The organism is Geodermatophilus sp. URMC 64 (assembly GCF_053502555.1).
The window spans coordinates 1,944,548-1,970,213 of the sequence record NZ_CP199955.1 but is presented as its reverse complement, the minus strand read 5'-3'; the positions used below and the strand labels follow the sequence as shown (position 1 = coordinate 1,970,213).

Below are 25,666 nucleotides of genomic sequence, written 5' to 3'. Positions count from 1 at the left end.
TCACAGCCGCGGGACCCAGCGCTCCCCCCGCAGCGCGCTCGCGACCACCTCGATCCCCCGGGCGGCGGCGGCCAGCCGGGTGCCCTCGCGCTCGTAGGCGGTCATGGCCGCCTCCATGGCGTCGGCGGGCAGCTGGTCGGCGAGCTCCACGCGCACCGTCCGCCAGCCCTTGCGGGCCGCCTCGAGCCCCGCGGCGACGTGGTCGCCGGCGAAGCGGGCGAGCAGCACCGGGTAGCGGCGCAGCACCTCGTGAGCGCGGTAGTCCGGCGGCACCAGGTCGAACAGCCAGGCGACCGCCGTCCGCTCCCAGTCGGGAGCGCCGGGCGGCCGGACCTCCTCGGGCCAGCCGGGGGGCACCGTCGCGTCCACGGAGCTCACCATGCACCCGCCCACCGACGGGCGGGCGCGCTCAGGACGACGTGGGCCGCTTGAGCCAGAACTGCTCGAAGCCCCACGTGCCGGCGCCGCTGGAGTGGTAGCTCACGAGCTCCCAGCCCTGCTCGCCGAGCCGGTTGAGCACCGAGCTGGTGTCGCCCTGCTGCCGCTCCAGCGCTCCGCCGGGGAGCTTCACGCTCACCCCCGCGCGCTGGCTCTCGGCATCGTTGGCGGTGATGACCGAGGCGTATTCCCAGGTGGTCACCCCCGCACGGTAGCCGGTGGGCCTCAGGCCCCCCTCGGCCCCCGGACCTGCGGGGCCAGCCGCTCGGCGAACAGCAGGTGGCCCAGGTCGCTCGGGTGGATCGTGTCGGCCCAGAGCCAGGGGTCGTCCCGGTCGAGCCAGCCCTCGGCCGCGGGGTCGACGAAGGTCAGGCCGGCCTCCGCCGCGGCCGCCCCGATGGCGCGGTTGATCCAGTCGATCGTGGCGTCGGGCGTCCCGGGGTTGTCGGCCGCGCCCACCACGACGATCCGGGTCGCCGGGTCGGCCGAGTCCCGGAGCGCGGTGAGGGTGGCCGTGGCCGCCGCGGTGAGCGCCTCCGGGGTGCTGTGCCGCTCGTTGAGGCTGCCCTGGACGACGATCACGGCGGGCGCGGGGTCGACCGCCGCCCCGAGCCGCTCGGCGAAGACGTTCCCGTGCGGCCCCGGCACGCTGTACCCGCTGCCGCCGACGCCGAGCACCCGCGCGTGCCAGCCGAGCTCCGCGGCGGTGCGGACGGCGTAGCCCTGCAGGTCGGTCGCCCCGCGCCCCACCGTCCACGAGTCGCCGAGGAAGACCACCGTCGGGACGTCGTCGGCGACCGGCGGCAGGTCGAGCGCCACCGGGCCGGGGAGGCCCGCGCCGGCCAGCCGCGGCAGCAGGACGGCCAGCACCCCGGCGAGCGCCAGGAGGACGACGAGCGTCCCGGCGGTACGGCGCTGACCTGGCACGACCGGGAAGGTAAGGGGCGATTCCCGCGCAGCACCCCCGTTCTCACCCGATGGGGCTCGAGGTCCTCCTCACGAGTGATCACCCGCCCCACTGGTGGGTTCCGGCAACGCTGGTTCCAGGAGAGCGACGCACTCCACGTGCGCGGTCATCGGGAAGGCGTCGAACCCGCGGACCGCCGCCAGGCGGTAGCCCGCGTCCGCGAACGCGGCGACGTCCCGGGCCAGCGACGCCGGGTCGCACGCCACGTACACGACCGCGCGCGCCCCCGTGCCGGCGAGCAGCCGGCTCACCGCCGGCCCGGCGCCGGCCCGCGGCGGGTCCAGGACGACGACGTCCGGCGCCCCGCCCAGCTCGACGAGCAGCTCGCGCAGCCCCTCGGCGTCCACCTCGCCCTGCCAGATCTCGGCCTGCGGCAGGCCGGCGAGGTTGGCGTCGGCGGCCGCGCAGGCGCCGGGGTCGGCCTCGACGCACACCACGCGGCCGCCGAGCCCCACGGCCGGGGCGAGCGCGCCGCCGAACAGCCCGGCGCCGGCGTAGAGGTCGAGGACCGTCTCGCCCTCCCGCACCCGGGCGAAGCCGGCCACCGCGTCGACCAGCGCGTCGGCAGCGGCGGGGTGGACCTGCCAGAAGCCGGTGCCCTCGACCTCCCAGTCGCGGCCGCCGGCGTGCCGCTCCGCCCGTCCGGACGGCTGCTCGGGCACGTCCGACCCCGGCCGCAGGACGCGGGTGGACTGCGGCTTGCCCCGGCGGTCCAGCCGGGTGGTGGTGACGACGCCGGCCGCGTCGATCGACACGTCCACCGCCCCGGCGCCCGGCCAGCGCCGGTCGAGGACGGCGCGCGCCGCGGGCTCGACGGTGATCGGGCAGTCCCCGAGCGGGACGACGTCGTGCGAGCGGTGCCGCCGCAGGCCGGGCGTGCCGGTGCGGTCGACGGCGAACCGCGTGCGCGAGCGCCAGCGCAGCGGCCCGCCGGGCAGCTCGTCGACCACGACGTCGACGTCCTCGAGGCGGGCGAGGCGGGCCAGCTGCTCCCGGACGACGTCGGCCTTGAGCCGGCGCTGCTCCTCCGGCGCCACGTGCTGCCAGTCGCACCCGCCGCACTTCCCCGGGCCGCTGTACGGGCAGGGGCGCTCGACGCGCGACGGGTGCGCCCGCAGGACCTCGATCGCGTCGGCGCGGCAGTAGCCGGGATGCCGGTCCTCGGTCACGCGGACGACGACCCGCTCCCCCGGCAGCGCGTGCCGGACGAACACCACCCGGCCCTCGGACCGGGCCACGCAGTGCCCGCCGTGCGCGACCGGCCCCACCTCGACCTCGAGCACGCGACCGGTCCACCCATGGCCGCGCCCCGGATCGGCCCCCTGCAGGGCCCCGCGGCGAGCCTGCGAGCCGTGGGGGGCAGGGGGTCCTTCTCCAGCAGGGTCCTCATCCATACGGGGTGGCCGGGACCTCGTCCTCGGCGATCCCGCGGCGCAGGTCACCGGGCATCGGGCCCTCCCCTCGGGAGCCGCTGGCCTCCCGGCCGACCGAGCTCTCCAGCTGCCACGGCACCGTGGTGATCATGACGCCGGGCATGAACTGCAGCCGGGCGCGCAGCCGCAGCGCGCTCTGGTTGTGCAGCACGTTCTCCCACCAGTGCCCGACCACGTACTGCGGCACGAAGACGACGACCAGCTCGCGGGGGCTGTCGCGGCGGATCGCCCGCACGTAGTCGAGCACCGGACGGGTGATCTCCCGGTAGGGCGACTCGAGCACGGTGAGGGGCACCGGGATGTCGTAGCGCTCCCACTCGGCCTGCAGCGCACGCGTCTCGTTGTCGTCGACGTTCACGGTCAGGGCGGTGAGCGCGTCGGGGCGGGTGGCCCGGGCAAAGGCCAGCGCACGCAGCGTCGGCTTGTGCACCTTGGACACCAGCACGATGGCGTGCACCTTGCTGGGCAGCAGCCGCGCGTCGCTGTCGGGCACGAGCTGCTCGGAGACGTGCGAGTAGTGCCGGTTGATCGCCCTCATCAGGGCGAACAGGATCGGCATCGCCACGATGACCAGCCAGGCGCCGTGGGTGAACTTGGTCAGGACGATGATCACCAGGACGACGCTGGTCAGCGTGCCGCCGACGAAGTTGATCACCTGCGAGCGGCGCATCCGGCGACGCACGCCGGCGTCCTGCGCGCTCCTCATCTCCCGGTTCCAGTGCCGCACCATGCCCCACTGGCCGATGGTGAAGCTGGTGAAGACGCCGATGATGTAGAGCTGGATCAGGCGGGTGACGTCGGCGTCGAAGACCGCGATGAGCAATGCCGCGAACCCGGCCAGCAGCAGGATGCCGTTGCTGAAGACGAGCTTGTCGCCGCGGGTGTGCAGCTGCCGCGGCAGGAAGCGGTCCTGGGCCAGCACCGAGCCCAGCAGCGGGAAGCCGTTGAACGCGGTGTTCGCCGCCAGGATCAGGATCAGCGCGGTCGCGGCCTGGATGTAGAAGAAGCCGGGCGAGCTGTCACCGCCGAAGGTGGCCGCGGCGAGCTGCGCGATGACGGTCCGCTGAGGATCGGACTCGCAGTCCCCGGCGAACCCGATCAGGTCGCACGTGTTCTGGGTGTACCTGACGTCGCCGACCAGGGCGAGGGCGGTCACGCCCGCGAACATGGTGGCCGCCAGCCCGCCCATGATCGCGAGCGTGGCCGCGGCGTTCCGGCTCTTCGGCGGCTTGAACGCCGGGACCCCGTTGGCGATCGCCTCCACACCGGTCAGCGCGGTGCACCCGGAGGCGAACGCGCGCAGCGCGAGGAACAGCAGCGCCAGCCCGCCCACCTGCCCGTAGCCCGGCTCCGGGGCGACCGTGTACCCGGCGCTCTCGGCCACCACGGGGTTGTCCGTGAAGAGGTCCCGGAACAGCCCCGTGGCCAGCATGACCATGATGCCGCCGATGAACAGGTAGGTCGGGACGGCGAAGGCGCGCCCCGACTCCCGCACGCCCCGCAGGTTGATCGCCGCCAGCAGGGCGACCAGGCCCACGGCGATGAGGACGCGGTGCTGGTTCCAGGACGGGAAGGCCGAGATGATGTTGTCGGTGCCGGCCGACACCGACACGGCCACGGTGAGCACGTAGTCGGTGAGCAGCGCGCTGGCGACCACCAGTCCGGCGAACTGCCCGTGGTTCTTCATCGCGACCTCGTAGTCGCCGCCGCCGGACGGGTAGGCGCGCACCACCTGCCGATACGACAGCACGACCGTCACCAGCAGCAGGACGACGCACACCGCCAGCCACGGCGCCAGGTGCAGGAAGGCCGTGCCCGCCAGCGTCAGCACGATGAGGATCTCCTGGGTGGCGTAGGCCACCGAGGAGAGCGGGTCGCTGGCGAAGATGGGCAGCGCCAGGCGCTTGGGCAGCAACGACTCCCCGACCCGGTCGCTGCGCACGGGGCGCCCGAGGACGAGTCGTTTCGGGAGTTGTCCGAGGTCGGACAGGGACGGCACGGCGGCGATCGTACGTACGTGGGGCACCGCGTGCGCCCTCCCGGGCGGCGCGTCCCTCCCCGGGAGGGAGATCCGTGCGTCCTGGCCGCTCGGCCCCGCTGCGCGGGTGTAGCTTCGCGCCCGGCAGCAGCGGGCAGCCGCGCCCGCGCCGATCATCCGAGGAGTGGTTCGTGCACGTGGTCGTGATGGGTTGCGGCCGCGTCGGCTCGGCGATCGCCCGCCGGCTCGAGGAGATCGGCCACAGCGTCGCGGTGATCGATCAGGACCCCGGGGCGTTCCGCCGGCTGGGCGCCGACTTCGGCGGCCGCCAGGTCACCGGCCTGGGCTTCGACCGGCAGACGCTGCTCGACGCGGGCATCGACTCCGCGGGCGCCTTCGCCGCGGTCAGCAGCGGCGACAACTCGAACATCATCAGCGCCCGGGTCGCGCGGGAGACCTTCGGCGTCCAGCACGTCGTCGCCCGGATCTACGACGAGAAGCGGGCCGAGGTCTACGAGCGGATGGGCATCCCCAGCGTGGCCACCGTCCCGTGGACGGTGAACCGGCTGATGCGCGAACTGCTCTCGGTCAAGGTCAGCGAGATGTGGCGCGAGCCCACCGGCCAGGTGCTGCTCATGCGGGTCACCGTCACCGAGGTGTGGGTGGGCCGCAAGCTCGCCGAGCTCGAGGCCGCCTCCGGGGCCCGCGCGGCCTGGCTGGTCCGCTTCGGCGAGGCCCAGCTGCCCACGCCCGGCACGGTGCTCCAGGACGGCGACCACCTGGTCGTCGCGGTCACCGACGCGATCGCCCCGCGGGTGCACGACATCGTCGAGCGGGGCGCCGAGGGAGGGCACGCCTGATGCGGGTCACGATCGCCGGGGCCGGCGCGGTCGGCCGGTCCATCGCCGGGGAGCTGCTGGCCAACGGGCACAGCGTGATGCTGATCGAGAAGGACGGCCGCAAGGTGCGCACCCGCGCCGTGCCGGGCGCGGAGTGGGTGCAGGCCGACGCCTGCGAGGTGTCCTCCCTGGAGGAGGCGCAGCTGGCCACCTCCGACGTCGCGATCGCCGCCACCGGCGACGACAAGGCGAACCTGGTCTTCGCGCTGCTGGCCAAGACCGAGTTCGCGGTCAACCGGGTGGTGGCCCGCGTGAAGGAGCCGCGCAACGAGTGGCTCTACACGGAGTCGTGGGGCGTCGACGTCGCGGTCTCGACCCCGCGGGTGCTCGCCGCGCTGGTCGAGGAGGCGGTGACGGTCGGCGACGTCGTCCGGCTGATGAGCTTCCGCAAGGGCGCCGCCAACCTGGTCGAGATCACCCTCGCCGAGGACACCCCGTGGGTGGGCAAGCCGCTGCGCGAGGTGCCGCTGCCCCGCGAGACGGTGCTGACCGCGATCCTCCGCGGCGAGCGGGTCATCAACCCGACGCCCGACGAGCCCCTGGAGGCCGGCGACGAGCTGCTCTTCGTCGCCCACGCCGAGGTCGAGGAGCAGCTGCAGGCGGTGCTGGCCCCGGCCGGCCCCGGCCCCCTCTAGGCCGCGGGTGCCTCGCCCTCGCGGGGGTCCGCCGGCTCCTGCGCCGACTCGGGCTGCTCGGTCTCCGGGCAGCGGTGCCGGTGCAGCCGGGCGACCACCCACAGCGTGATGATCAGCTCGGCCGCGGTGACCGGCAGGCCGAGCACCAGCGAGGCGGTGCCCAGGAGCTCCACGTCGTTGCGCTGGTAGAGCAGCCCCTGGACGGCGACGCGCAGCAGGAACGTGCCGCCCCACAGCGCGGTCAGCCAGGAGTAGGCCCGCAGCATGCGGGGGTCCTCGCGCCAGTGCTGCTCGGGTTCCGGGTCGGCCGGCCGCAGCCCGGTCTCGGGGTCGCGCGGCGGCCGGTGGTGCAGCGTGTCGCTGACCCGGCCGATCCTGGCGCGCAGCCCCGGCAGCGAGTGCGAGGCCATCGCGCCGAGATGGCTGGGCGCGAGGAACTCGGCGATGTACCCCACCAGCGGCCGGCGGACGAGGATCGAGCCGATCAGCCCCACGCCGATCGCCGCGTTGCGCACGATGCCGAGGACGAAGAAGTCGCGGGCCTCGCCGGAGGCGGCGGCGATGGCCACGGCCACGGCGACGCCGATCAGCCCGCTGACGCCCTGCTGGATGCTCTCCCGGCGCACGAGCCGGAGGACGAACACCAGGAACGCGGCGCCGAGCGCCGTCCAGATGCCGACGCGGAGCCCAGCGAGGGAGTTGGCGACGATGAAGGCGACCGTCGGCAGCGTGGCGTCGAGCATGCCGCGCCAGCCGCCGAGCTGCTGGAGCACCAGGTGGCGGTCGAAGGTCAGCGGCTCCGCCGCCCCATCGGTGTCCCGGCCCTCGGCCGCGCCCGGTCCGCCGTCCGCTGTGGCCACCGCCGCCTCCCGCCTGTCGCTTCCCCCGCTCCGGTCATCGGCGGTCGGCCGTCACCCTGCGGCGAGCTCGTACCGGGGGTTGTAGATGACCTGCTTGCCGTCGAAGGACGCGAAGCGGCCATGGGCGGAGAGGGTGCGGCCCGGCTCGATACCGGGGATGCGCCGCCGGCCGAGCCAGACGAGGGTGACCGAGCCGGAGCCGTCGAACAGCTCGGCCTCGAGGGTCGGCACCGTCTCACGGGGCGTGTAGACCACCGACTTGAGCCGGCCGGTCACGGTGACGACCTCGCCCTTGCGGCACATGCTCACCGGCTCGCAGCCGGCGCTGGCCGCCTCGGCGCGGAGCTCCTCCGCGTCGATCGTGTGGTCGTCCGCGGTCAGGCGCTCGAGCGTTCGCGAGAACCAGCCGCGCGACTTCGTCTCTGTCACGCCTCCAGCGTAATCCGGTTGACGCGAGCTCTCCGCCGTGCGTCCAGCCAGTCGCGCACGATCCGCCACGACACGCCGCCGGGATCGATCACGGCCATGTGGTCGCCAGGCGCGACGTGCACCTCCACCCGGTCACCCGCCGCCCGGGCCAGCGCCGCGTAGCGCTCGGTCTGGGTCAGCGGGACGACGTCATCGGTGAGGCCGTGCACGCAGAGCACCGCCGCGTCGGTCGGCAGCAGCCGCACGGGGTCGGCCTGCGCCCACCGCTCCGGCGCCTCACCGGCGGGCACGCCCAGGAAGTCCCGGACCGCGCCGGCACCGAGGCCGTCCTCGTCGGCGAGCCCGAGGTCGAGCACACCGGCCTGCAGCACCGCCGCGGTCACCGGGATCCGCGGCCCCGCCCCCGGGGCGCCCTCGTGCAGGTGGCCGCGGCCGGCCGCCCACGCGGCGAGGTGCCCGCCGGCCGAGTGCCCGATGACGACGAGCTCGCCGAGGTCCAGGCGGCCGGGCGCGAGGTCCGGCAGCGCGTCGAGCGCGGCGGCGACGTCGAGGACCGTCTCCGGCCATCCGCCGCCCGCGCCGACCCGGCGGTACTCGACGGCGACCGCGGCCCAGCCCGCCGCGGCCAGGTCGGCGGCCAGCGGCCGGGCGAGCTCGACCCCGTAGGCCGCCCGCCAGAAGCCGCCGTGCAGGACGACGGCCACGGGCGCCGGGTCGTCGCCGGCCGGCAGGGTGAGCTCGAGGAACTGGTCCGGTCCGGGCCCGTAGGAGTGGGCCTGTGCGGCCACCTCAGGCGTCGCGCGCCGGACGGCGGGCCGCCTCCGCGGCCGCCTGCTGGGCCTGTGCCTGGGCCGCCTGGGCCGCCTGGGCCGCCTGGACCTGGGCGGCGGCCTGCGGGGGCAGGGTCATCGGCAGCTGCTCGCGCACCGGCATCGGCTCGCTCCCGCGGACGACGACGATCTGGCGGAACGCCTCCTCCAGCGGCGCCGCGGCCGCCGGGTCCTCCCCCGCCGGGCCGCTGAGCATCGCCCGCAGGAACCAGCGCGGGCCGTCGACGCCGAGGAAGCGGGCCGGCCGGCGCACCGGCTTGGGTGCTGCGGTCTGCCCCGGCTGCTGCGGCGCCGGCACCACCACCGTGCCGGCCAGCTCGGGCCCGAACGGCCCGACGGTCTCCTTGAGGGAGGCGCCCTGGCCGGAGGCACTCTTCGCCAGGTCGGCGCGGACGTCGTCCCAGATGCCGGTGGCCCGGGGCGCGGCGAAGGCCGACACCGACAGCGTCGACTCCCCGGAGCGCAGGGTCGCGCCGATCACCTTCTGCTGCGGGTTGACGTCGACCCGCAGCTCCATGCCGGCCACCGCGGGCAGCCGCAGGCAACCGAGGTCCACGCGGGCCACACCGTCGTCGGGCGCGTCGGCCTCGTCCCACGGGCCGGTGGTCGCGATGGCCTCGCGCTCGCGCACCTGCGGCTCCGGCGGCACGCCCCGCTCGCGCAGGCTGCGGTCGATCCGGTTGCGCCGTCGTCCGAACGGCATGTCAGCCCCGCCCCTCGAGAGGTGCCCCGGCCACCAGCTCCCCGTGCCCGCCGGTCGAGCCGTGCCCGCCGGCACCGCGGTGGCTGTCCGGCAGCTCGTCGACCGGGACGAAGCGGGCGCGCACGACCGGCTGGACCACCAGCTGGGCCACGCGGTCGCCGCGGCGCAGGGTCAGGGGCGTGGTGGGGTCGAGGTTGACCAGGTTCACCTTGATCTCGCCGCGGTAGCCGGCGTCGATCGTGCCGGGCGCGTTGACCAGGCTCAGGCCCAGCCGGTGGGCGAGGCCGGACCGCGGGTGCACGAACCCGGCGTAGCCCTCGGGGATGGCGACCGCCACGCCCGTGCCGACCAGCGCCCGCTGGAACGGGGCGAGCTCGACGTCCTCGGCGAGGGTGAGGTCCGCGCCCGCGTCGCCGGGCAGCGCGTACCGGGGAGCGGTCGCGTCCGGTGAGCTCAGCCGCACCGGGACGTCCACCTCGGGTGCAGGGAAGTCGGCCACGCCCGCGACCCTAGCCGCGCGGTCCCCCCGGGGCGCGCAGGTCGGTCAGCACCCGGCGGGCCAGCGTCTCGGTCGCCTTCCGGTTGCCGCGCCCCGCGATCGCCGCGCCCAGGAGGAACGGCGCCGCGGCCGGGATGCCGCGGGCCAGCCGCCGGGTCATCCGGCGGCTGAGCGCACGGAGACCGGCGCTGCCGAGCACCGACACCATCGAGGCGGCGCCGGGGCCGTCGACGGCGCGCTGGTCCGACCAGCTGGACAGGTAGGCGGCCGCCCGACCCCGGGAGTCGCCCGGCGCCGGCCGGCCGTAGAGCTCGTGCAGCTCGCCGAGCAGGACGACCTCGACCCCGGCGACCAGCACGGTCTCGGCGCCGAGCTCCAGCGGCAGGGCCAGCAGGGACGGCGTCGCCAGCCACTGGGCCGCCGCGAGCCCGCCGGTGGCCGCGCCGATGCCGGCGGTCAGCCGGGCGGCACGGGCCACGAGCGCGTCGGCGATCTGGTCGTCCGTGGCGCCGGGGTAGGCCGCCCGCAGGCGCGCGGCGTCGCGGATCGGCAGCCGGGGCGCGGCCGCGGCCAGCAGGTCACCGAGGAAGGCGCCCGGCGAGCGCTCGCCGGCGCCGTCCCCGTTCGGCGGGGCCGCGGCGGGAGCCGCGGAGCCGCGCCGCTCGCGCCACGCGGCGGCCGCCCCGGCGACGGCGCCGAGCACGTCCTTGAGGCCGGTGGCGGCCGAGGGGGCGTCGTCCGACGGGGTCGCCGCGGCCCCGTCGCCGGTGGTTCCGAGCAGCCCGCCGACCGCGTCGGCCACGGCACGCGCCGCCCGGCCGAGGGGGGTGCCGTCGTCGGGCTCCGGCGCGGCGGCGGGCGCGCGCACCGGGCGCGGCGGGGGGACGTCCCTCGCCGCGCCCGTGCGCGGGTGCTCCTCGGTCATCGGCGGAACTAGGCCGCGCAGTCCCGGCAGTACATCTGGTCGCCCCGGGTGGCGGCCAGGCGGCTGCGGTGCTGCACCAGGAAGCAGCGCGAGCAGGTGAACTCGTCCTCTTGCTTGGGGAGCACGCGAACCGTGAGCTCCTCGTTGGACAGGTCTGCGCCGGGCAGCTCGAGGTTCTCGTTGAAGTCGGTCTCGTCGACGTCGACGGATGCGGACTGCGCCTCCGCGCGCCTCGCCTTGAGCTCCTCGAGCGAGTCCTCGCCGAGCTCGTCCGCCTCGCTGCGGCGTGGGGCGTCGTAGTCGGTGGCCATGGGGTGTGCCCCTCCTCCGGGGTTCTCTCGCGGGCGTCGGGCCCGCGCTCGTCTGACGGCGGCGGTGGTGCGCCGCCGTCCTGGCCGGTCACCCGTGGGTGGCCGGAGGTCTGCAGCCGGTGGCCCGCTGCTGGGTCACCGATCGGTCGTGCTGTCCGGATCCGCCCCGTGCCCCCCGGCGTCCGGGAGCGCTCGGTTGCGAAACCGGCAGCCCCCCAACGCCGCGAGGCCCCCGTTTGTGCCCGGTGCGGGATCGGCCACACCTCTCGTCCGAGAAGGCTCGGTCGGGGCGCGGAGCGCCAGAGGTTACCCTGCCGCCGTGTCGACTCCCGTGGGTGCTGATCCAGCCGTCGTCGGGCCGTACCTGGCCTCCGTGCTCGGGAACGAGAAGTGGCGATCGGTCTCGATCGACCTCATCGCCGCGGGCATGTCCAACCTCACCTACACGGTGACCCCTGCCGGGGCTCCGATCGACGAGGCGGTGATCCTCCGGCGCCCACCGACCGGCGCGGTCCTGGCCACCGCGCACGACATGGAGCGCGAGTACAAGGTCATCACCGCGCTCGGCCCGACGGCCGTCCCCGTGCCCCGCACGCTGCACCTGTGCACGGACACCTCGGTGCTCGGCGCCCCCTTCTACGTGATGGAGCGGGTCGCCGGGGTGCACGTGGTGACCGAGATCCCCGCCGGGTACGCCGACGCGCCGGAGCAGCGCCGGGCGATCGGCGAGGGGCTGGTCGACGTGCTCGCCGACCTGCACGGCGTCGACTACCACGAGGTCGGGCTGGGCGAGTTCGGCCGGCCCGAGGGTTTCATGGCCCGGCAGGTGCGCCGCTGGACCAAGCAGTGGGAGGCCACCCGCGACCGCGACCGGCCCGGCCTCGACTCGCTCGCCGCCCGGCTGGCCGAGACGGTGCCGGACACCCAGCGCCACGCCGTCGTCCACGGCGACTACCGGCTCGACAACTGCCTGCTGGACCCGGAGAAGCCCGGGCGGATCCTCGCCGTCCTGGACTGGGAGATGTCGACGCTCGGCGATCCGCTCGCCGACCTCGCCATGCTGCTCGTCTACTGGCCGCAGGCCGGGGAGGACCTCCCCGCGACGCAGAGCTCGGTGACCGCGCTGCCCGGCTTCCCGGCGCGCACCGAGGTCGCCGAGCGCTACGCGCAGCACACCGGCCTCGACCTGTCGAACCTCAACTGGTACGTCGGCTTCGCCTACTTCAAGTTCGCCGCGATCGTCGCCGGGATCGTCGCCCGCTCGGCCGCCGGCGCCATGGCGGGCAAGGACACGAGCGGTTACGCGGACCGCATCGATCCGTGCGTGGAGTTGGGACGCGCCGCGCTGGACCACGGTGCGATCTAGGGGCTCCGCACGGACCTAGACTCCCGCCGACTGCCAGCGAGGAGGACACGTGACGGGCGTCGGCGAACGGACGGACCGGCCTGCGGTGCGGGCCCGGAGCGGACGGCGCCCGATCCCGCCGCTGATCTTCCTCCTGGTGCTCGCCCTGGCCGCCCTGGGCGTGTGGTGGAACGTGCTGCGCCAGGACCAGGCGCGCGAGGCCGAGCAGCAGGCGGCGTGCAGCACCGCCGCCGCGGCGGCGCCGTCGATGGACCCGACCACGATCAACGTGCGGGTGCTCAACGCCACCGACCAGCAGGGCCTGGCCGGCGAGGTGGCCGGCGCGCTGGGCCAGTTGGGGTTCGTCGTCGACGAGGTCGCGAACGACTCCAGCGGCCGCGAGGTGACCGGTGTCGGCGAGGTGCGGCACGGCCCGCGTGGCGCCGACGCCGCGCTGTACGTCGCGCTGTACCTGCCCGGGGCCGGCGACTTCGAGGACACCCGCGCGACCGCAGTGGTCGACCTCGTGGTGGGTCCCGACTACCAGGGGCTGGCCAGCATCGAGGACGTCGCGGCGGCGCTGTCTGCGGGCGCCAGCGCCCAGTCGGCCTGCTGACGGTCCCCTGACAGTCAGCGCGCTCCGTCACCTCTGGCGGGCAGGCTGTTCGCGTGCAAGCGGTCCAGCAGCGCCACGAACTCCTCGGCGACGGACGGCGCGGCCGCGATGCCGAGCGGGTCGGCGAACGGGTGCCCCGGCAGGCCGGTCACCACGGCCCCGGCCTCGGCGGCGATGAGCCCGCCCGCGGCGACGTCCCACAGGTTGAGGTGCCGCTCGTAGTAGGCGTCGACCCGGCCCGCCGCCACGCTGCAGAGGTCCAGCGCGGCCGAGCCGTTGCGGCGGATGTCGCGGACGAGCGGCAGCAGCTCGGCGACGACCGCACCCTGGGCCCGTCGCTGCTCCGCGCGGTAGCCGAAGCCGGTGGCCACGAGCGCCTGACCCAGCGACCCCGGCTCACCGGCGCGCAGCAGCACCGGCTCGCGACCGGGAACCGACAGCCGCGCACCGCCGCCTCGGGTCGCCGTGAACAGCTCGCCCGTGGCGGCGTTGAGGACCGCGCCGGCCCGCACCTCGCCGTCCACCTCGGCGGCGATGGAGACGGCATAGGCGGGCAGGCCGTAGACGAAGTTGGTGGTGCCGTCGATCGGGTCGACGATCCAGCGCACCCCGGTCGTGCCGGTGCGCTCGCCGCCCTCCTCCCCCAGCAGCCCGTCGCCCGGCCGCGCGCCCAGCAGGCGCCCGACGACGAGCTCCTCGCTGGCCCGGTCGACGGCGGTGACCATGTCGACCGGGCTGGACTTCACGTCCACCTGCTCGGCGGCCGTCGCCCGGCCCCGCGCGACCAGCGCCGCCGCCTCCTGCGCGGTCGCCACGGCGAGGTCGAGCAGCTCGGTGTCGGCGGGGCCGGGAGAGGGAGTCACGCGCCGATCCTGCCCGAGCCGGACGACGGCCCGTTCCCGCTGTCGCGCTGATCACTACGCTGTCGGCCGTGCACGGCTTCGGAGTGGACATCGGCGGCAGTGGCATCAAGGGCTGCCCGGTCGACCTGGACAAGGGCGAGCTCATCGGTGAACGGGTGCGCATCGAGACGCCGCAGCCGTCGATGCCCGACGCGGTCTGCGAAGTGGTCGCCCAGGTCGTGGCCGCGTTCGACTGGCAGCACCGGGTCGGCGTGACGTTCCCGGGAGTCCTCAAGCACGGGGTCGCCTACACCGCGGCCAACGTGGACAAGAGCTGGATCGGCACGAACCTCGCCGAAGGGGTGTCGGCGCGCATCCCGGGCAAGCACGTGCAGACGCTCAACGACGCCGACGCCGCCGGGCTGGCCGAGGTCCGCTACGGCGCCGGCCGCGACCGCGACGGCGTCGTCCTCATGCTGACCTTCGGCACCGGCATCGGCAGCGCGCTGTTCGTCGACGGCCGGCTGGTGCCCAACACCGAGTTCGGGCACATCCAGGTCGACGGGGAGGACGGCGAGCGGCGCGCCTCCGCCGCCGCCCGCGAGCGGGAGGACCTCAGCTACCCGGAGTGGGCCAAGCGGGTCGACCGCTACCTCGACGTCCTCGAGGCCGGGCTCTGGCCGGACCTGATCATCGTCGGTGGCGGGGTGAGCAAGAAGGCGCACAAGTGGGTGCCGCTGCTCAGCACACGCACCGAGGTGGTCCCGGCGCAGCTGCAGAACGACGCCGGGATCGTGGGTGCCGCGCTGGCGGCGCACGAGCACGTCGGTCAGTGACGAGGGTCGCTCCGGAGAGTGAGCACGCACCCGACCGGGTCCGGGTCGCCCCCTAGGAGCGAGCAGCAGCCGTCCGGAACGGTGGAATCGCCGTTGACGGTCGTTACAATAGGAGAGCCCCACCCCGTCGTCCGCCAGCCGGGAGGGATCCCCCGCACCACCGCCGGTCAAACGCCGCGCCGGTGTGCCCGGGATCCGTCGGCCGTCCGAACGGCGGGGGGTGCCGCTGCCCGGGGGCCATTCGGACCCCTGGGGAACGCCCCAGCACGGGAAGGAACCTGAGTGCCCGCCGACCAGCCAGCACCGGAAGCAGCCGCCGCGAGCACCCGCTCTCGCACCACGACGGTCGCCGCCGGTACCCGGGCCCCTCGGGCCACCGCTGCGGTTCCCCAGGAGGCAGCTCCGAAGGCCGCGGCAGCCACGAAGAAGAAGGCCCCCGCGAAGGCGGCGAAGACCGCCGGCGGGCGCACCAAGCCCACCATCGCGCCCTCTCCCGGCACGGGTGAGGGCGCCGTCCTGACCGCAGTCTCCAACGACGAGGCCGGTGAGGGTCTCAGCCTCGACGAGACAGTCGTCGCCGGTCCCGACGGCGTCGCCGAGGGCCCCGCCGACGGCGAGGTCGCCGCCGAGGAGGAGGCCGCCGCCGACTTCGAGTGGGACGACGAGGAGGAGTCCGAGGCGCTGCGGCAGGCCCGCAAGGACGCCGAGCTCACCGCGTCGGCCGACTCCGTCCGCGCCTACCTCAAGCAGATCGGCAAGGTCGCGCTGCTCAACGCGGAGGAGGAGGTCGACCTCGCCAAGCGGATCGAGGCCGGCCTGTACGCCGCCGAGCGGCTGCGCCAGGTGGAGGAGGAGAACCAGAAGCTCTCCCCGCAGATGCGCCGCGACCTGAACTGGATCGTTCGCGACGGCGAGCGCGCCAAGAACCACCTGCTCGAGGCCAACCTCCGCCTCGTGGTCTCCCTCGCCAAGCGCTACACCGGCCGCGGCATGGCGTTCCTGGACCTGATCCAGGAGGGCAACCTCGGCCTGATCCGCGCGGTCGAGAAGTTCGACTACACCAAGGGCTACAAGTTCTCCACCTACGCCACCTGGTGGATCCGGCAGGCGATCACCCGCGCCATGGCCGACCAGGCCCGCACCATCCGCATCCCGGTGCACATGGTCGAGGTCATCAACAAGCTCGGCCGCATCCAGCGCGAGCTGCTCCAGGACCTCGGGCGCGAGCCCACGCCGGAGGAGCTGGCCAAGGAGATGGACATCACCCCGGACAAGGTGCTGGAGATCCAGCAGTACGCCCGGGAGCCGATCAGCCTCGACCAGACCATCGGCGACGAGGGCGACAGCCAGCTCGGCGACTTCATCGAGGACTCCGAGGCGGTCGTCGCGGTCGACGCGGTGAGCTTCACCCTCATGCAGGACCAGCTCACCAGCGTGCTGCAGACCCTCTCCGAGCGGGAGGCCGGCGTCGTCCGGCTGCGCTTCGGCCTCACCGACGGCCAGCCGCGCACGCTCGACGAGATCGGCCAGGTCTACGGGGTCACCCGTGAGCGGATCCGGCAGATCGAGTCGAAGACGATGTCGAAGCTGCGCCACCCGAGCCGCTCGCAGGTGCTGCGCGACTACCTCGACTGAGCACTGACCCGGTCCCGGGGCCCGGTCCGCCACTGGCGGGCCGGGCCCCGGTGCTGTGAGGACCGTCACTGCGCACCACGCGGGCCGCGGCGGGAACGCCGGCACGTGCCGGCCACCTGGGGCTTCCCGACCTGCGGCATCGCGCCGGACACGGCCGGGTTGCGGCTTGGTCACGATCTCACCCGTCCGCGCTATGCGGCCGGTGTGAGCCGCTCGGCCACGGGTAAGCCGCGTACCGTGGGGGACGGCAAGGCAAGCAGCAGCGGACCCACAACCGGCCGCGGCCGGTGAACGAACACCAGCACCACGGCAACACAGCACGACCGAGAACCGCACTGCTCCAGTGACGTCCCCTGCTACCCGGCACCTCGCGTCCCACCGGTCCCGCTCCCGGCGAGTCACGGACCGATTGGACGGGTTACGGGAATGGGAGGGGCCATCCTGGCGCTGTGCAGAGGCCGATCCGCAGCCGCGGGTCCGTGCGGTAGAGAGCGAGTGAGACCCAGATGACCCAGACGCTGACGACGACCCCGCCCACCGACGACCTGGTCGTGCCCTTCCACTGTGACCGTTGTGGCGCCCTGGCCAAGGTGCGTGTCGTGCTCGCCAGTGGGAGTGACCTCGTCTTCTGCGGTCACCACGCCCGTGAGTACGAGAGCAAGTTGCGTGACATCGCCGTCGACATCATCGAGACTGACGGTGAGCAGCGCATCACAACGTGAGAGAGGCGCTATCGTCGCGCCGCAATGAAAGAGCTCTCTCCCGACGATGCCGCCGCGTCCTCCGTCCCGCCGAGTGCGGGCGAGGGGCCGGCGGCTCCGTCGTTTCCGGGGTCGCCCGGTCGACGGCGACCCGAGGAAAGTCCCATGCCCCAGCAGACCCGCGCCGAGCACGGTGCCGCGCCCGACGAGACCGCCCGCCTGGGCGGTCCTGTCGTCGCCCCACCGCCGACCGGAGCCGTCCCGGCCGCGCACGGGCAGTCCACGGTCCATGGCACTCCCCCGCCCGCCCAGGAGCAGCCGGCCCCGCAGACCCCTCCGGCCCAGCCTCCCTATGTCGAGCAGCCGGACGACACCCGCCCCGTCTCCCGTGAGTGGCTGAAGGTGCCGCCGGAGGCCGCCGCGGCCCCGGCGGCCGCCGCGCCCGCGGCCGAGCTCACCACGGCCGGCGACGCGGCTGCGGCGCAGGACAGCACGCAGGTCCTGGACGACGCCGCGCTCCCGGATGCGCCCGAGGCGCCCCCCGCCGATGACACGACCGTGCTGCCCGCCGACGGCGCCGGCCCCGGCACCCCGGCCGGGCCGCCCGCTGTGCCCGGTGGTGAGGACGGCGGCACGGGCAGCCCCCGTCGTCCGTGGTGGCGCCGTCCCGGCGTCCTCGCGCCGGCCGCCGCCGTGGTGGCGCTGGCCGGCGCCTACGGCGTGGACCTGCTGCTGTCCTCCGGCGACATCCCGCGCAACACCGTGGTCGCGGGCGTCGAGATCGGCGGGCTGTCCCCCGCCGACGCCGCGCAGACCCTCGAGCGCCAGGTCGGCGAGCGGGTCGCCGCCGAGCACACCGTCGCCGCCGACGACTTCACGACCACCCTGGCGCCGGCCGCCGCCGGCATCACCCTGGACGTCGACGCGACCGTCGATGCCGCGGACGACCAGCCGCTGAACCCCTGGACCCGGCTGACCTCGTTGTTCGGCGACCAGGACGTCGAGCCGGTGCTCGCCATCGACCGGGTCGCGCTCGACGCCCAGCTCGACGCGATCGCCGGGCAGGTCGACGTCGCCCCGGTCGAGGCCGGCATCGCGCTGCACGGCACCACGCCCGAGCTGGTCCAGCCGGCCGACGGCCGCAGCCTGGACCGCGACGGCGCCGTCGCGGCGATCACCGGCGCGCTGGCCGCGGGCGCCGACCCGGCCGACCCGATCGAGCTGCCCGTCGAGGTGGCCGCGCCGCACGTCGACGCCGCCGAGGCGCAGCGGGTGCTCGACGAGACGGTCACCCCGGGCCTGGCCGCACCGGTCAGCCTGGTCAGCGAGGACGGCGCCACGTCGGCCGAGATCCCGGTGACCGCGATCGCCGCCGCGCTGACCTTCACGCCCCAGGACGACGGCGTGCTCGCCGTCTCGCTCGACCCGGCGAAGCTGCAGGGCGAGCTCGGCGACGAGCTCGGCGAGTTCGGCACCCCCGCCAAGGACGCCGACTTCGCGGTCGACGGCGACACGATCAGCGTCGTCCCGTCCGTGGACGGCACCGGGGTGGACCCGGCCGCGCTCGCCGGGCAGCTCCTGCCGGTGCTGACCGCCCCGGCGCCGCGCAGCGTCACCGCCGAGCTGGGCCCGGTGCCGGCGTCCTTCACCACCGAGCAGGCGCAGGCGCTCGGCATCACCGAGCAGGTCAGCACCTTCACGACCAACTTCACCAGCCAGGCCAGCGGCACGAACATCCGCGTGGTCGCCGCCGAGGTCGACGGCGCGATCGTCCGGCCGGGTGAGACCTTCAGCCTGAACACCTACACCGGCCCGCGCGGCACCGCGCAGGGGTACGTGCCGGCCGGGGTCATCAGCGGCGGCCAGATCTCCCAGGCCGTCGGTGGCGGCGTGAGCCAGTTCGCGACGACGATGTTCAACGCCGTCTTCTTCGCCGGGCTCGAGGACGTCTACCACAAGCCGCACAGTTTCTACATCAGCCGCTACCCGGCCGGCCGCGAGGCGACGGTGTACGAGGGCCTGATCGACCTGGTCTGGAAGAACGACACCGACACCGGCATCTACGTGCAGACCGAGTGGACGCCCGGGTCGCTCACCGTGACGTTCTGGGGCACCCGGCACTACGAGATCGAGTCGCTCAGCAGCGACCGGCGCAACATCCGCCAGCCCGAAGTCATCGAGAAGGTGGACGACGGCAACTGCACGGCGCAGTCGGGCTCGACCGGCTTCGACATCACCGTGACCCGGGTGTTCAAGGACCCGAACACCGGCGCGGAGATCCGCCGCGAGCAGTTCAACACCCACTACGCGGCCGAGGACATCATCCGCTGCGTGCCGCCGCCGGCCGACCCGGCCGCGCCCCCAGCCGGCCCCACGCCCGGCGGCTGACGCCGGCGACCGGCCGGTCCCTCCACCGGGGGAACCGGACGGCCGGCCGGTGGCGATCCGCTTCCCCGCAGGTCGTCGCGTGCACACTGGGCCCATGAGCGCGGTCCTGCCGAGCGGCTCCCCGCCGCGTGCCGGCGACGAGCCGGCCGCGGACGGGACGGCGCCGGCGGTGGTCGCCGAGGACACGCAGCCGGTCGTCGCCGGCGCCACGGGCGACGGCCGGGCCGACGAGGCGGGCTCCGGCCGCCTGGCCGGGTGGCCGAGCTGGGCGCGCGTGCCGCTGGAGGTGGCCGGGCGGACGGTGGCCAAGGCGTGGCAGGACCGCATCCTCGGGCTGTCGGCCGAGGCGTCGTTCTGGCAGATCCTCTCCGTGCCGCCGCTGCTCATCGGGCTGCTCGGGACGCTGGGCTACGTCGGCCAGGTCATCGGCGCGGCCTCGGTGGCCGAGATCGAGGACAAGCTGCTCGACGCCTCCGCCGAGGTGCTCACCCCCGACGTCGTGGACTCGCTGGTCGCGCCCACGCTCAACGACATCCTGAGCTCCGGGCGGCTGGACGTCGTCAGCGTCGGCTTCCTGCTCTCGCTGTGGGCCGGCTCCTCCGCCACGGCGACCTTCATCAACACGGCGGTCATCGCCTACGACCAGCGCGACGTCCGCGGGCCGATCGCCACCCGGCTCATGGCGCTGTGGCTGTTCGTCGTCGGGCTCGTGGTCGCGGTGCTCACCCTGCCGCTGCTCGTGCTCGGCCGCGAGGTCCTGGTGGACCTGCTGCCCGCCGGCTGGCGGCCGGTCGCCACGGTGCTGATCAACGCGGTGTACTGGCCGCTGGTCGTCATGGGCCTGGTCGTCGTCCTGACCAGCTTCTACCACGTCATGCTGCCGCGCCGGCTGCCGTGGCGGCGGCACCTGCCGGGGGCGCTGGCGGCGATGGGGTTCTTCCTGATCGCCTCGACCGTGCTGCGGACCTACGTGTCCGACATCCTGACCACGGCGCTGCCCTACGGGGCGCTGGCCGCCCCGATCGCGGCCCTGCTGTTCTGCTTCTTCTTCGGGATGGCCGTGCTGCTCGGCGCGGAGCTCAACGCCACCATCCAGGCGCGCTGGCCGGCACCCCTGCGCCGGCACGAGCGGCGCCGCCAGGAGCGGCGGGCGGCCAAGCTGCAGTCCGAGGCGAGAAAGCTCGGGCTGGGCGGCTGACCGCCCGCGGGCTCACTCCGGGCGCAGCGACTCGTAGATCTCCTGGCAGGCCGGGCACACCGGGCTGCCCGGCTTCGGGGCCTTGGTGACCGGGAAGACCTCGCCGCACAGCGCCTGGACCAGGGTGCCCATGACCGCGCTCTCCGCGATCTTGTCCTTCTTCACGTAGTGGAACATCTCCGGCGGCTGATCGGTGTCGGCGTCCCGGACGTCGGGCTTCTCGAGGATGTCGGTGCTGCTCACGGTGTCTCCCTGTGGGCGGGGCGTCTCTCGTCGCCCTCCATGATGGCAGCGTGCAGCCCTCCTCCCCCGTTGCCGGCACCGTCGTCTCGCCCGAGGTGGCCGACGCGCTGGCCACCGGCCGCCCGGTCGTCGCGCTCGAGAGCACCCTCCTCGCCCACGGCCTGCCCCGCCCCGACAACCGCAAGGCCGCCGACGAGGTCGAGGACGCCGTCCGCCGCGGGGGTGCGGTGCCCGCGACGATCGCCGTCCTCGACGGGGTGGCGCACATCGGGTTGGAGCCGGAGCAGGTCGACCGCGTCTGCGGCGACCCCGGTCTGGCCAAGCTGGGCATCCGCGACCTGCCGGTGGCGGCCGCCCGGGGGCTGTCCGGGGCGACGACCGTCTCCGGCACCGCGCTGCTGGCGGCACGGGCCGGGATCGAGGTGTTCGCCACGGGCGGGCTCGGCGGGGTGCACCGGCAATCGGCGGAGACGTTCGACGAGTCCGCCGACCTGGGCGCCCTGGCCCGCACGTCGATCGTCGTGGTCTGCGCGGGCGTGAAGTCGATTCTCGACGTCCCGGCGACGCTGGAGCGGCTGGAGTCGCTGTCGGTCACCGTCGTCGGCTACCGGACGACGGCCTTCCCTGGCTTCTACGTCGCCGACTCCGGATCGCCGCTGGACTGGTCGGTGGACGACCCGGCGCAGGCCGCCGCGGTCTTCGCCGCCCGTCGCGACCTGGCGCCCGGCGCGGTGGTCGTGGCCAACCCGCTGCCGGCCGACGAGCAGCTCGACCCGGAGCTGCACGACCGGGTCATCGCCGACGCGCTGGCCGCCGCCGGCGCGGCCGGGATCCGCGGCAAGGCGGTCACCCCGTTCGTGCTCGACCACCTGCACCGCGCCAGCGCGGCCGCGACCCTGGCGGTCAACGTGCGGCTGGTGGTGCGCAACGCCGAGCTGGCCGGGCGGATCGCCGCCGCGCTGCAGGCGGGCTGAGGTGCGCCCGGTCCTGGTGGTCGGGGACGTCGCCACGGACGTGGTCGCCGTCCTGGACGGCGAGCCCGCGCCCGGCTCCGACCGGCCGGCGGCGATCCGCACCCGCGGCGGCGGCGCCGGAGCGAACGTCGCCGTCCACCTGGCTCGCCTGGGCGTCCCGGTGCAGCTGGCCGCGTGCGTCGGCGACGACCCGGCCGGCGCCGTCCTCGCCGCCGAGCTGGACGCGGCGGGCGTGCGGAGCGCGCTGCGCACGGTGCCGGGGACGCCGACCGGCACGATCGTGAGCCTGGTCGAGCCGGACGGGCAGCGCAGCATGCTGGCCGACCGGGGGGCGAACCTCGCGCTGCGGCCCGACGACGTCCCGCCGGTCGCGCCGGGCGGGCACCTGCACCTGTCGGGCTACACGCTGCTCGACGAACCCTCGCGCGCCGCGGGGCTGGCCGCGCTCACCGCGGCGGCGGACGTCGGCGCGACGGTGTCGGTGGATCCCGCCTCGACGGGGCCGCTGCGGCGGTACGGCGTCGACCGGTGGCTGGCCGACACCGCCGCGGCGACGCTGGTCCTGCCCAACGCCGAGGAGGCGCGGCTGCTGACCGGCTGCTCCGACGTCGCCGACGCGGCACGGGCCCTGGCCGCGCGGCATCCGGCGGTGGCGGTCAGCCTCGGGGCGGACGGCGGGCTCTGGGCCGCCGGGACGACGCTGGTCCACCGGCCGGCGCACCCGGCGACGGTGGTGGACACGACCGGAGCGGGCGACGCCTTCGCCGCGGGGCTGCTGTCGGTCTGGCTGGCCGGTGGCAAGCCGCCGGCGGCGCTGCAGGCCGGACTGGCCCTGGCCGCGCGCGTGGTGGCGCGGCCGGGGGCGCGCTAACCCTCGATGACCCGCGCGTTCGGATTCTCGAGCGTGCGGTCGGGCCGGGCGTCGTAGCGGTGCACGTGCTGCTTGCTCTTGGGCGGACCGTCGTTGGCCATGATCACGGCGATCCACGGCAGCACCGTGCCCAGAGCCGCGAAGGCCAGGACCAGCCAGAGGATGTGCGTCGTCGCGTACACGACCGTGGCCAGCACCACGCTCAGGGCACGGATGCCCATGGTGATCACGTAGCGCTTCTTCCGCGCCGCGTGCTCCTCGAGGAGACTGCGCTGGGCGTCGGTGATGAGCACCGGCTCCATCCTGCGGGAACGAGCGGACTCCTGGCTCGAGACCACGTCACCCATCCCTCCGCCGGCCGATCGCGCTGAGGAAGAGACCGCGCGGGCGGACCGGCTCCGCCACCCATCGTGCCACCGCATCCGGGCCGATGCAGGTACTTCCTCGCCCGCTCTCAGGCGCCGGCGCGGGCCGCCTTGGCCGCCTGCTTCTGCGCCTGCTTGAAGGCGCGGACCTCGGCCAGCGACTCCGGCCCGGTGATGTCCGCGACCGAGCGCCGTGACCCCTCCTCGCCGTAGGCGCCGGACGCCTCCCGCCAGCCGGGCGGGGTGACGCCGTACTGCTTGCCCAGCAGGGCGACGAAGATCTTCGACTTCTGCGCGCCGAAACCGGGCAGCTCCCCGAGCCGCTTCAGGAGCGTGGCGCCGTCGGGGGCGTCGGCCCAGAGCGCGTCGGCACGGCCCGCGTAGCGCTCGACCAGCAGCCGGCACAGCTCCTGGGTGCGGGCCGCCATCGAGCCGGGGTACCGATGCACGGCCGGGGGACCCTGGAAGGCCTTCGCCAGCTTCTCCGGGTCCTCTGCGGCGAGAGCGGCCGCGTCGAGGGTGTCGACGCCGAGCCGGTCGGCGAGCAGCCGCGGGCCGGCGAAGGCGCGCTCCATCGGGAACTGCTGGTCGAACAGCATGCCGAGCAGCAGCGCGAGCGGGTCACGGCCGAGCAGCTCGTCGGCGGCGGCGTCCTGGGTCAGCGTGAGGGTCGGCACCCGCGCGATCCTGCCGCATGGACGGCCGGGGAGAATGCCCCGGTGCGCGCCGTGGTGAGCCGGGTTGGTGCAGCGGCTGTAACGGTGGACGGCGCCGTCGTGGGCGAGATCGGCCGCGGGCTGCTGTCGCTGGTCGGCGCCGGCCGGGAGGACGACGCCGACCGCGCGCGGGCGCTGGCCCGCAAGATCCACGAGCTGCGGATCTTCCCCGGTGACACGGGGGCGCGCTCCGCCGCCGACCTCGGGCTGCCGGTCCTCGTGGTGAGTCAGTTCACGCTCTACGCCGACACGCGCAAGGGGCGCCGTCCGTCCTGGGACGCCGCGGCTCCGGCGGAGGTCGCCGAGCCCCTCGTCGAGGAGGTGGTGGCCGAGCTGCGCCGGCGTGGCGCGCCGGTCGCCACCGGCGTGTTCCGGGCGTCCATGCAGGTCAGCTCGGTGAACGAGGGCCCGATGACCCTGCTGCTGGAGACCTGACGGAAGAAAGATTGCGCCCCGCACGTTGAGACGTCCCTCGACCCGGGTACGTGTTCACGTACGTGTACGTGACCGAACGCACGGCCTGTGCGTTCCCTGTGATACGGGCATCCGTGGAACACGGAGCCCGGTCGACGCCGTTGTTCCGGGCGTACCACACCGGAAGAAGAGCCAGGTGCCACCCCGGCGATCCCGGAGACCGGCACCACGACGCCCGGATCGTGCCGCCCCGCGACGTGGCGACGGTTGCATCCGAACAGAAGGCAAGGACGAAGACACACCGTGACGCTGTTGCAGTCTTCCCCCACTGACACCCTCGAGGTGCGTTCGCCGCGCCGGGAGTCCGACACCACGGGCCTGGTGTCGACCGACCTGGTGCGCGTGTACCTCAACACGATCGGCAAGACCGCCCTGCTGACCGCCGAGCAGGAGGTGGAGCTGGCCAAGCGGATCGAGGCCGGGCTCTACGCCGACCGGCTGCTGGCCGAGAAGAAGCTGACCCCTGCCCTGCAGCGGGACTACAAGGCCCTCGCGATCGACGGGAAGGCCGCCAAGGCGCACCTGCTCGAGGCCAACCTGCGGCTGGTCGTCTCGGTGGCCAAGCGCTACACCGGGCACGGCATGACGTTCCTGGACCTGATCCAGGAGGGCAACGTCGGCCTGATCCGCGCGGTCGAGAAGTTCGACTACACCAAGGGCTTCAAGTTCTCGACGTACGCGACGTGGTGGATCCGGCAGGCGATCACCCGCGCGATGGCCGACTCCGGCCGCACGATCCGGCTGCCCGTCCACCTGGCCGAGCAGGTCAACAAGGTCGTGCGCACCCGCCGCCGGGTGCACCAGGAGCTGGAGCGCGAGCCCACTCCGGAGGAGCTCGGGCTCGAGCTGGACATGACGCCGGAGCGGATCACCGAGCTGCTCGAGTACAGCCGCGACCTGGTCAGCCTCGACCAGACCGTCGGTGCCGACGAGGAGTCCCGCCTGGGTGACTTCATCGAGGACGCCGACGCCGCGGTCGCCGAGGACGCGGTCGCCTTCCAGATGATGAAGGGCGACGTCCGCAACGTGCTGTCGACCCTCGAGGACCGGGAGCGCGACGTCGTCGTCCTCCGGTTCGGGCTGGACGGCAACCAGCCGCGCACCCTCGAGCAGATCGGCAAGCAGTTCGGTCTGTCCCGCGAGCGGGTCCGGCAGATCGAGCGCGAGACGATGGCCAAGCTCCGCGACCCGGAGCGCGCCGACGCCCTGCGCGACTACCTGGCGTAAGCGCCTCGTCGAAGGGCCGCCTCCCCTGCCGGAGGCGGCCCTTCGTCGTCTCCCGGCCGGGCCGTCCCGGGGGCGAGGGCTGGTCGCGGTGTCGTCAGCGGCCCCATCGACGTCGTCGCCACCGCCGCCCGGGTGCGGACGCCGGCACTGGTCCTCCACGCCCGCGACGACAGGGCGTGCCCGTTCGCGCAGGGCCGGCCAACCGCGTCCACGCTCCGCGGCAGCCGGTTCGTCGCCCTGGACGGCGGCAATCACATCCTCCTCGCCGACGAACCGGCGTGGGCGGTGTTCCTCGCCGAGGTGGAGGCGTTCCTGGCCGGGTGAGCGC

General features: G+C 74.6%; 30 protein-coding genes. 14 read left to right on the top strand and 16 right to left on the bottom strand.

What is annotated here, in order from left to right:
- The 5 genes from ACWIYF_RS09740 to ACWIYF_RS09720 form a co-directional block, all read right to left on the bottom strand.
- Nucleotides 1-369 carry a hypothetical protein gene (locus ACWIYF_RS09740; RefSeq protein ID WP_448627921.1) on the bottom strand — a complete coding sequence of 123 codons (369 nt, stop codon included), beginning with the start codon at nucleotides 367-369 and terminating at the stop codon, nucleotides 1-3.
- Nucleotides 370-409: 40 nt separating this feature from the next.
- The gene (locus tag ACWIYF_RS09735; protein WP_448627920.1) at nucleotides 410-640 is read right to left on the bottom strand and encodes a DUF4177 domain-containing protein; all 231 of its coding nucleotides are present in this window, start codon (nucleotides 638-640) and stop codon (nucleotides 410-412) included.
- A 23-nt stretch (nucleotides 641-663) separates the two neighbouring features.
- Nucleotides 664-1,365 carry an SGNH/GDSL hydrolase family protein gene (locus ACWIYF_RS09730; RefSeq protein ID WP_448627919.1) on the bottom strand — a complete coding sequence of 234 codons (702 nt, stop codon included), beginning with the start codon at nucleotides 1,363-1,365 and terminating at the stop codon, nucleotides 664-666.
- Nucleotides 1,366-1,434: 69 nt separating this feature from the next.
- Complete coding sequence (locus ACWIYF_RS09725; protein ID WP_448627918.1) at nucleotides 1,435-2,688, bottom strand: class I SAM-dependent RNA methyltransferase; 1,254 nt, start codon at nucleotides 2,686-2,688, stop codon at nucleotides 1,435-1,437.
- 103 nt (nucleotides 2,689-2,791) lie between these two features.
- Nucleotides 2,792-4,837 carry an APC family permease gene (locus ACWIYF_RS09720; protein WP_448627917.1) on the bottom strand — a complete coding sequence of 682 codons (2,046 nt, stop codon included), beginning with the start codon at nucleotides 4,835-4,837 and terminating at the stop codon, nucleotides 2,792-2,794.
- A gap of 170 nt (nucleotides 4,838-5,007) precedes the next feature.
- On the opposite strand from ACWIYF_RS09720, the gene ACWIYF_RS09715 reads away from it, so the two are divergent.
- Together ACWIYF_RS09715 and ACWIYF_RS09710 are read left to right on the top strand one after the other, a co-directional pair.
- Nucleotides 5,008-5,676, top strand: coding sequence for a potassium channel family protein (locus tag ACWIYF_RS09715; protein ID WP_448627916.1), 669 nt, complete (start codon nucleotides 5,008-5,010; stop codon nucleotides 5,674-5,676).
- Entirely contained in the window at nucleotides 5,676-6,350 is a 675-nt protein-coding gene (locus ACWIYF_RS09710; protein ID WP_448627915.1) for a potassium channel family protein, read from the top strand. The genes ACWIYF_RS09715 and ACWIYF_RS09710 overlap by 1 nt, the downstream gene beginning before the upstream one ends.
- Here ACWIYF_RS09710 and ACWIYF_RS09705 read toward each other — a convergent pair.
- The 7 genes from ACWIYF_RS09705 to ACWIYF_RS09675 are packed head-to-tail and all read right to left on the bottom strand — an operon-like array spanning nucleotide 6,347 to nucleotide 10,907.
- A complete protein-coding gene (locus tag ACWIYF_RS09705; RefSeq protein WP_448627914.1) occupies nucleotides 6,347-7,210 on the bottom strand; it encodes a DUF3159 domain-containing protein in 864 nt (287 codons plus the stop codon). The two genes, ACWIYF_RS09710 and ACWIYF_RS09705, sit on opposite strands and share 4 nt — an antisense overlap.
- Nucleotides 7,211-7,261: 51 nt before the next feature.
- A complete protein-coding gene (locus ACWIYF_RS09700) occupies nucleotides 7,262-7,639 on the bottom strand; it encodes an OB-fold nucleic acid binding domain-containing protein (protein WP_448627913.1) in 378 nt (125 codons plus the stop codon).
- On the bottom strand, nucleotides 7,636-8,427 hold the full coding sequence (locus ACWIYF_RS09695) for an alpha/beta hydrolase family protein (protein ID WP_448627912.1): 792 nt from the start codon (nucleotides 8,425-8,427) through the stop codon (nucleotides 7,636-7,638). The genes ACWIYF_RS09700 and ACWIYF_RS09695 overlap by 4 nt, the downstream gene beginning before the upstream one ends.
- 1 nt (nucleotide 8,428) lies before the next feature.
- Nucleotides 8,429-9,172, bottom strand: a complete 744-nt coding sequence (locus ACWIYF_RS09690) for a DUF3710 domain-containing protein (protein WP_448627911.1) — start codon at nucleotides 9,170-9,172, stop codon at nucleotides 8,429-8,431.
- A 1-nt stretch (nucleotide 9,173) separates the two neighbouring features.
- A complete protein-coding gene (gene dut / locus ACWIYF_RS09685) occupies nucleotides 9,174-9,671 on the bottom strand; it encodes a dUTP diphosphatase (protein WP_448627910.1) in 498 nt (165 codons plus the stop codon).
- Nucleotides 9,672-9,681: 10 nt separating this feature from the next.
- On the bottom strand, nucleotides 9,682-10,596 hold the full coding sequence (locus ACWIYF_RS09680; RefSeq protein WP_448627909.1) for a hypothetical protein: 915 nt from the start codon (nucleotides 10,594-10,596) through the stop codon (nucleotides 9,682-9,684).
- An 8-nt stretch (nucleotides 10,597-10,604) separates the two neighbouring features.
- The gene (locus tag ACWIYF_RS09675) at nucleotides 10,605-10,907 is read right to left on the bottom strand and encodes a DUF4193 domain-containing protein (protein WP_179714531.1); all 303 of its coding nucleotides are present in this window, start codon (nucleotides 10,905-10,907) and stop codon (nucleotides 10,605-10,607) included.
- Nucleotides 10,908-11,226: 319 nt separating this feature from the next.
- Here ACWIYF_RS09675 and ACWIYF_RS09670 point away from each other — a divergent pair, with 319 nt between their 5' ends.
- Nucleotides 11,227-12,273: a phosphotransferase family protein gene (locus tag ACWIYF_RS09670; RefSeq protein WP_448627908.1), complete on the top strand. Its 1,047-nt coding sequence runs from the start codon at nucleotides 11,227-11,229 to the stop codon at nucleotides 12,271-12,273.
- 49 nt (nucleotides 12,274-12,322) lie between these two features.
- Nucleotides 12,323-12,868 carry a LytR C-terminal domain-containing protein gene (locus ACWIYF_RS09665; protein ID WP_448627907.1) on the top strand — a complete coding sequence of 182 codons (546 nt, stop codon included), beginning with the start codon at nucleotides 12,323-12,325 and terminating at the stop codon, nucleotides 12,866-12,868.
- Between the two features lie 14 nt (nucleotides 12,869-12,882).
- Here the strand turns inward: ACWIYF_RS09665 and ACWIYF_RS09660 are convergent, their stop codons facing one another.
- Nucleotides 12,883-13,731, bottom strand: a complete 849-nt coding sequence (locus ACWIYF_RS09660; protein ID WP_448627906.1) for an inositol monophosphatase family protein — start codon at nucleotides 13,729-13,731, stop codon at nucleotides 12,883-12,885.
- Nucleotides 13,732-13,799: 68 nt separating this feature from the next.
- On the opposite strand from ACWIYF_RS09660, the gene ppgK reads away from it, so the two are divergent.
- From ppgK to ACWIYF_RS09635, 5 genes are all read left to right on the top strand, one after another.
- The gene (gene ppgK / locus ACWIYF_RS09655; protein WP_448627905.1) at nucleotides 13,800-14,546 is read left to right on the top strand and encodes a polyphosphate--glucose phosphotransferase; all 747 of its coding nucleotides are present in this window, start codon (nucleotides 13,800-13,802) and stop codon (nucleotides 14,544-14,546) included.
- Nucleotides 14,547-14,828: 282 nt separating this feature from the next.
- Nucleotides 14,829-16,181: an RNA polymerase sigma factor gene (locus ACWIYF_RS09650; RefSeq protein ID WP_448627904.1), complete on the top strand. Its 1,353-nt coding sequence runs from the start codon at nucleotides 14,829-14,831 to the stop codon at nucleotides 16,179-16,181.
- Nucleotides 16,182-16,687: 506 nt separating this feature from the next.
- Nucleotides 16,688-16,903, top strand: coding sequence for a DUF7455 domain-containing protein (locus ACWIYF_RS09645; protein ID WP_448627903.1), 216 nt, complete (start codon nucleotides 16,688-16,690; stop codon nucleotides 16,901-16,903).
- A gap of 144 nt (nucleotides 16,904-17,047) precedes the next feature.
- Nucleotides 17,048-19,270 (top strand): VanW family protein, encoded by a 2,223-nt coding sequence (locus ACWIYF_RS09640; RefSeq protein ID WP_448627902.1) that lies wholly within the window; start codon nucleotides 17,048-17,050, stop codon nucleotides 19,268-19,270.
- A 94-nt stretch (nucleotides 19,271-19,364) separates the two neighbouring features.
- The gene (locus ACWIYF_RS09635; protein ID WP_448627901.1) at nucleotides 19,365-20,468 is read left to right on the top strand and encodes a YihY/virulence factor BrkB family protein; all 1,104 of its coding nucleotides are present in this window, start codon (nucleotides 19,365-19,367) and stop codon (nucleotides 20,466-20,468) included.
- 12 nt (nucleotides 20,469-20,480) lie between these two features.
- Here the strand turns inward: ACWIYF_RS09635 and ACWIYF_RS09630 are convergent, their stop codons facing one another.
- The gene (locus ACWIYF_RS09630; protein WP_448627900.1) at nucleotides 20,481-20,711 is read right to left on the bottom strand and encodes a DUF3039 domain-containing protein; all 231 of its coding nucleotides are present in this window, start codon (nucleotides 20,709-20,711) and stop codon (nucleotides 20,481-20,483) included.
- Nucleotides 20,712-20,761: 50 nt separating this feature from the next.
- Between ACWIYF_RS09630 and ACWIYF_RS09625 the strand changes: the two genes are divergently transcribed.
- Both ACWIYF_RS09625 and ACWIYF_RS09620 read left to right on the top strand, forming a co-directional pair.
- Nucleotides 20,762-21,685 carry a pseudouridine-5'-phosphate glycosidase gene (locus tag ACWIYF_RS09625; RefSeq protein WP_448627899.1) on the top strand — a complete coding sequence of 308 codons (924 nt, stop codon included), beginning with the start codon at nucleotides 20,762-20,764 and terminating at the stop codon, nucleotides 21,683-21,685.
- 1 nt (nucleotide 21,686) lies between these two features.
- Nucleotides 21,687-22,556 (top strand): carbohydrate kinase family protein, encoded by an 870-nt coding sequence (locus ACWIYF_RS09620; RefSeq protein WP_448627898.1) that lies wholly within the window; start codon nucleotides 21,687-21,689, stop codon nucleotides 22,554-22,556.
- On the opposite strand, the gene ACWIYF_RS09615 is transcribed toward ACWIYF_RS09620, so the two are convergent.
- Nucleotides 22,553-22,858, bottom strand: a complete 306-nt coding sequence (locus tag ACWIYF_RS09615) for a DUF3099 domain-containing protein (RefSeq protein ID WP_448628740.1) — start codon at nucleotides 22,856-22,858, stop codon at nucleotides 22,553-22,555. The two genes, ACWIYF_RS09620 and ACWIYF_RS09615, sit on opposite strands and share 4 nt — an antisense overlap.
- Nucleotides 22,859-23,010: 152 nt before the next feature.
- On the bottom strand, nucleotides 23,011-23,598 hold the full coding sequence (locus ACWIYF_RS09610) for an HhH-GPD-type base excision DNA repair protein (protein ID WP_448627897.1): 588 nt from the start codon (nucleotides 23,596-23,598) through the stop codon (nucleotides 23,011-23,013).
- A gap of 42 nt (nucleotides 23,599-23,640) precedes the next feature.
- On the opposite strand from ACWIYF_RS09610, the gene dtd reads away from it, so the two are divergent.
- The 3 genes from dtd to ACWIYF_RS09595 all read left to right on the top strand — a co-directional run bounded on the left by dtd (nucleotide 23,641) and on the right by ACWIYF_RS09595 (nucleotide 25,662).
- On the top strand, nucleotides 23,641-24,072 hold the full coding sequence (gene dtd / locus ACWIYF_RS09605; RefSeq protein WP_448627896.1) for a D-aminoacyl-tRNA deacylase: 432 nt from the start codon (nucleotides 23,641-23,643) through the stop codon (nucleotides 24,070-24,072).
- Nucleotides 24,073-24,354: 282 nt separating this feature from the next.
- A complete protein-coding gene (sigB, locus tag ACWIYF_RS09600) occupies nucleotides 24,355-25,338 on the top strand; it encodes an RNA polymerase sigma factor SigB (RefSeq protein ID WP_448627895.1) in 984 nt (327 codons plus the stop codon).
- Nucleotides 25,339-25,470: 132 nt separating this feature from the next.
- The gene (locus tag ACWIYF_RS09595) at nucleotides 25,471-25,662 is read left to right on the top strand and encodes an alpha/beta fold hydrolase (protein ID WP_448627894.1); all 192 of its coding nucleotides are present in this window, start codon (nucleotides 25,471-25,473) and stop codon (nucleotides 25,660-25,662) included.
- The last annotated feature ends 4 nt before the right edge of the window (nucleotides 25,663-25,666 follow it).

Excerpts from the sequence above, each read along its gene's own strand:
- ACWIYF_RS09645 (WP_448627903.1), top strand. The coding sequence starts at position 16,688 with ATGACCCAGACGCTGACGACGACCCCGCCCACCGACGACCTGGTCGTG.
- ACWIYF_RS09690 (WP_448627911.1), bottom strand. The coding sequence starts at position 9,172 with ATGCCGTTCGGACGACGGCGCAACCGGATCGACCGCAGCCTGCGCGAG.
- ACWIYF_RS09640 (WP_448627902.1), top strand. The coding sequence starts at position 17,048 with ATGCCCCAGCAGACCCGCGCCGAGCACGGTGCCGCGCCCGACGAGACC.
- ACWIYF_RS09615 (WP_448628740.1), bottom strand. The coding sequence starts at position 22,858 with ATGGAGCCGGTGCTCATCACCGACGCCCAGCGCAGTCTCCTCGAGGAG.
- ACWIYF_RS09710 (WP_448627915.1), top strand. The coding sequence starts at position 5,676 with ATGCGGGTCACGATCGCCGGGGCCGGCGCGGTCGGCCGGTCCATCGCC.
- ACWIYF_RS09675 (WP_179714531.1), bottom strand. The coding sequence starts at position 10,907 with ATGGCCACCGACTACGACGCCCCACGCCGCAGCGAGGCGGACGAGCTC.
- ACWIYF_RS09680 (WP_448627909.1), bottom strand. The coding sequence starts at position 10,596 with ATGACCGAGGAGCACCCGCGCACGGGCGCGGCGAGGGACGTCCCCCCG.
- ACWIYF_RS09635 (WP_448627901.1), top strand. The coding sequence starts at position 19,365 with ATGAGCGCGGTCCTGCCGAGCGGCTCCCCGCCGCGTGCCGGCGACGAG.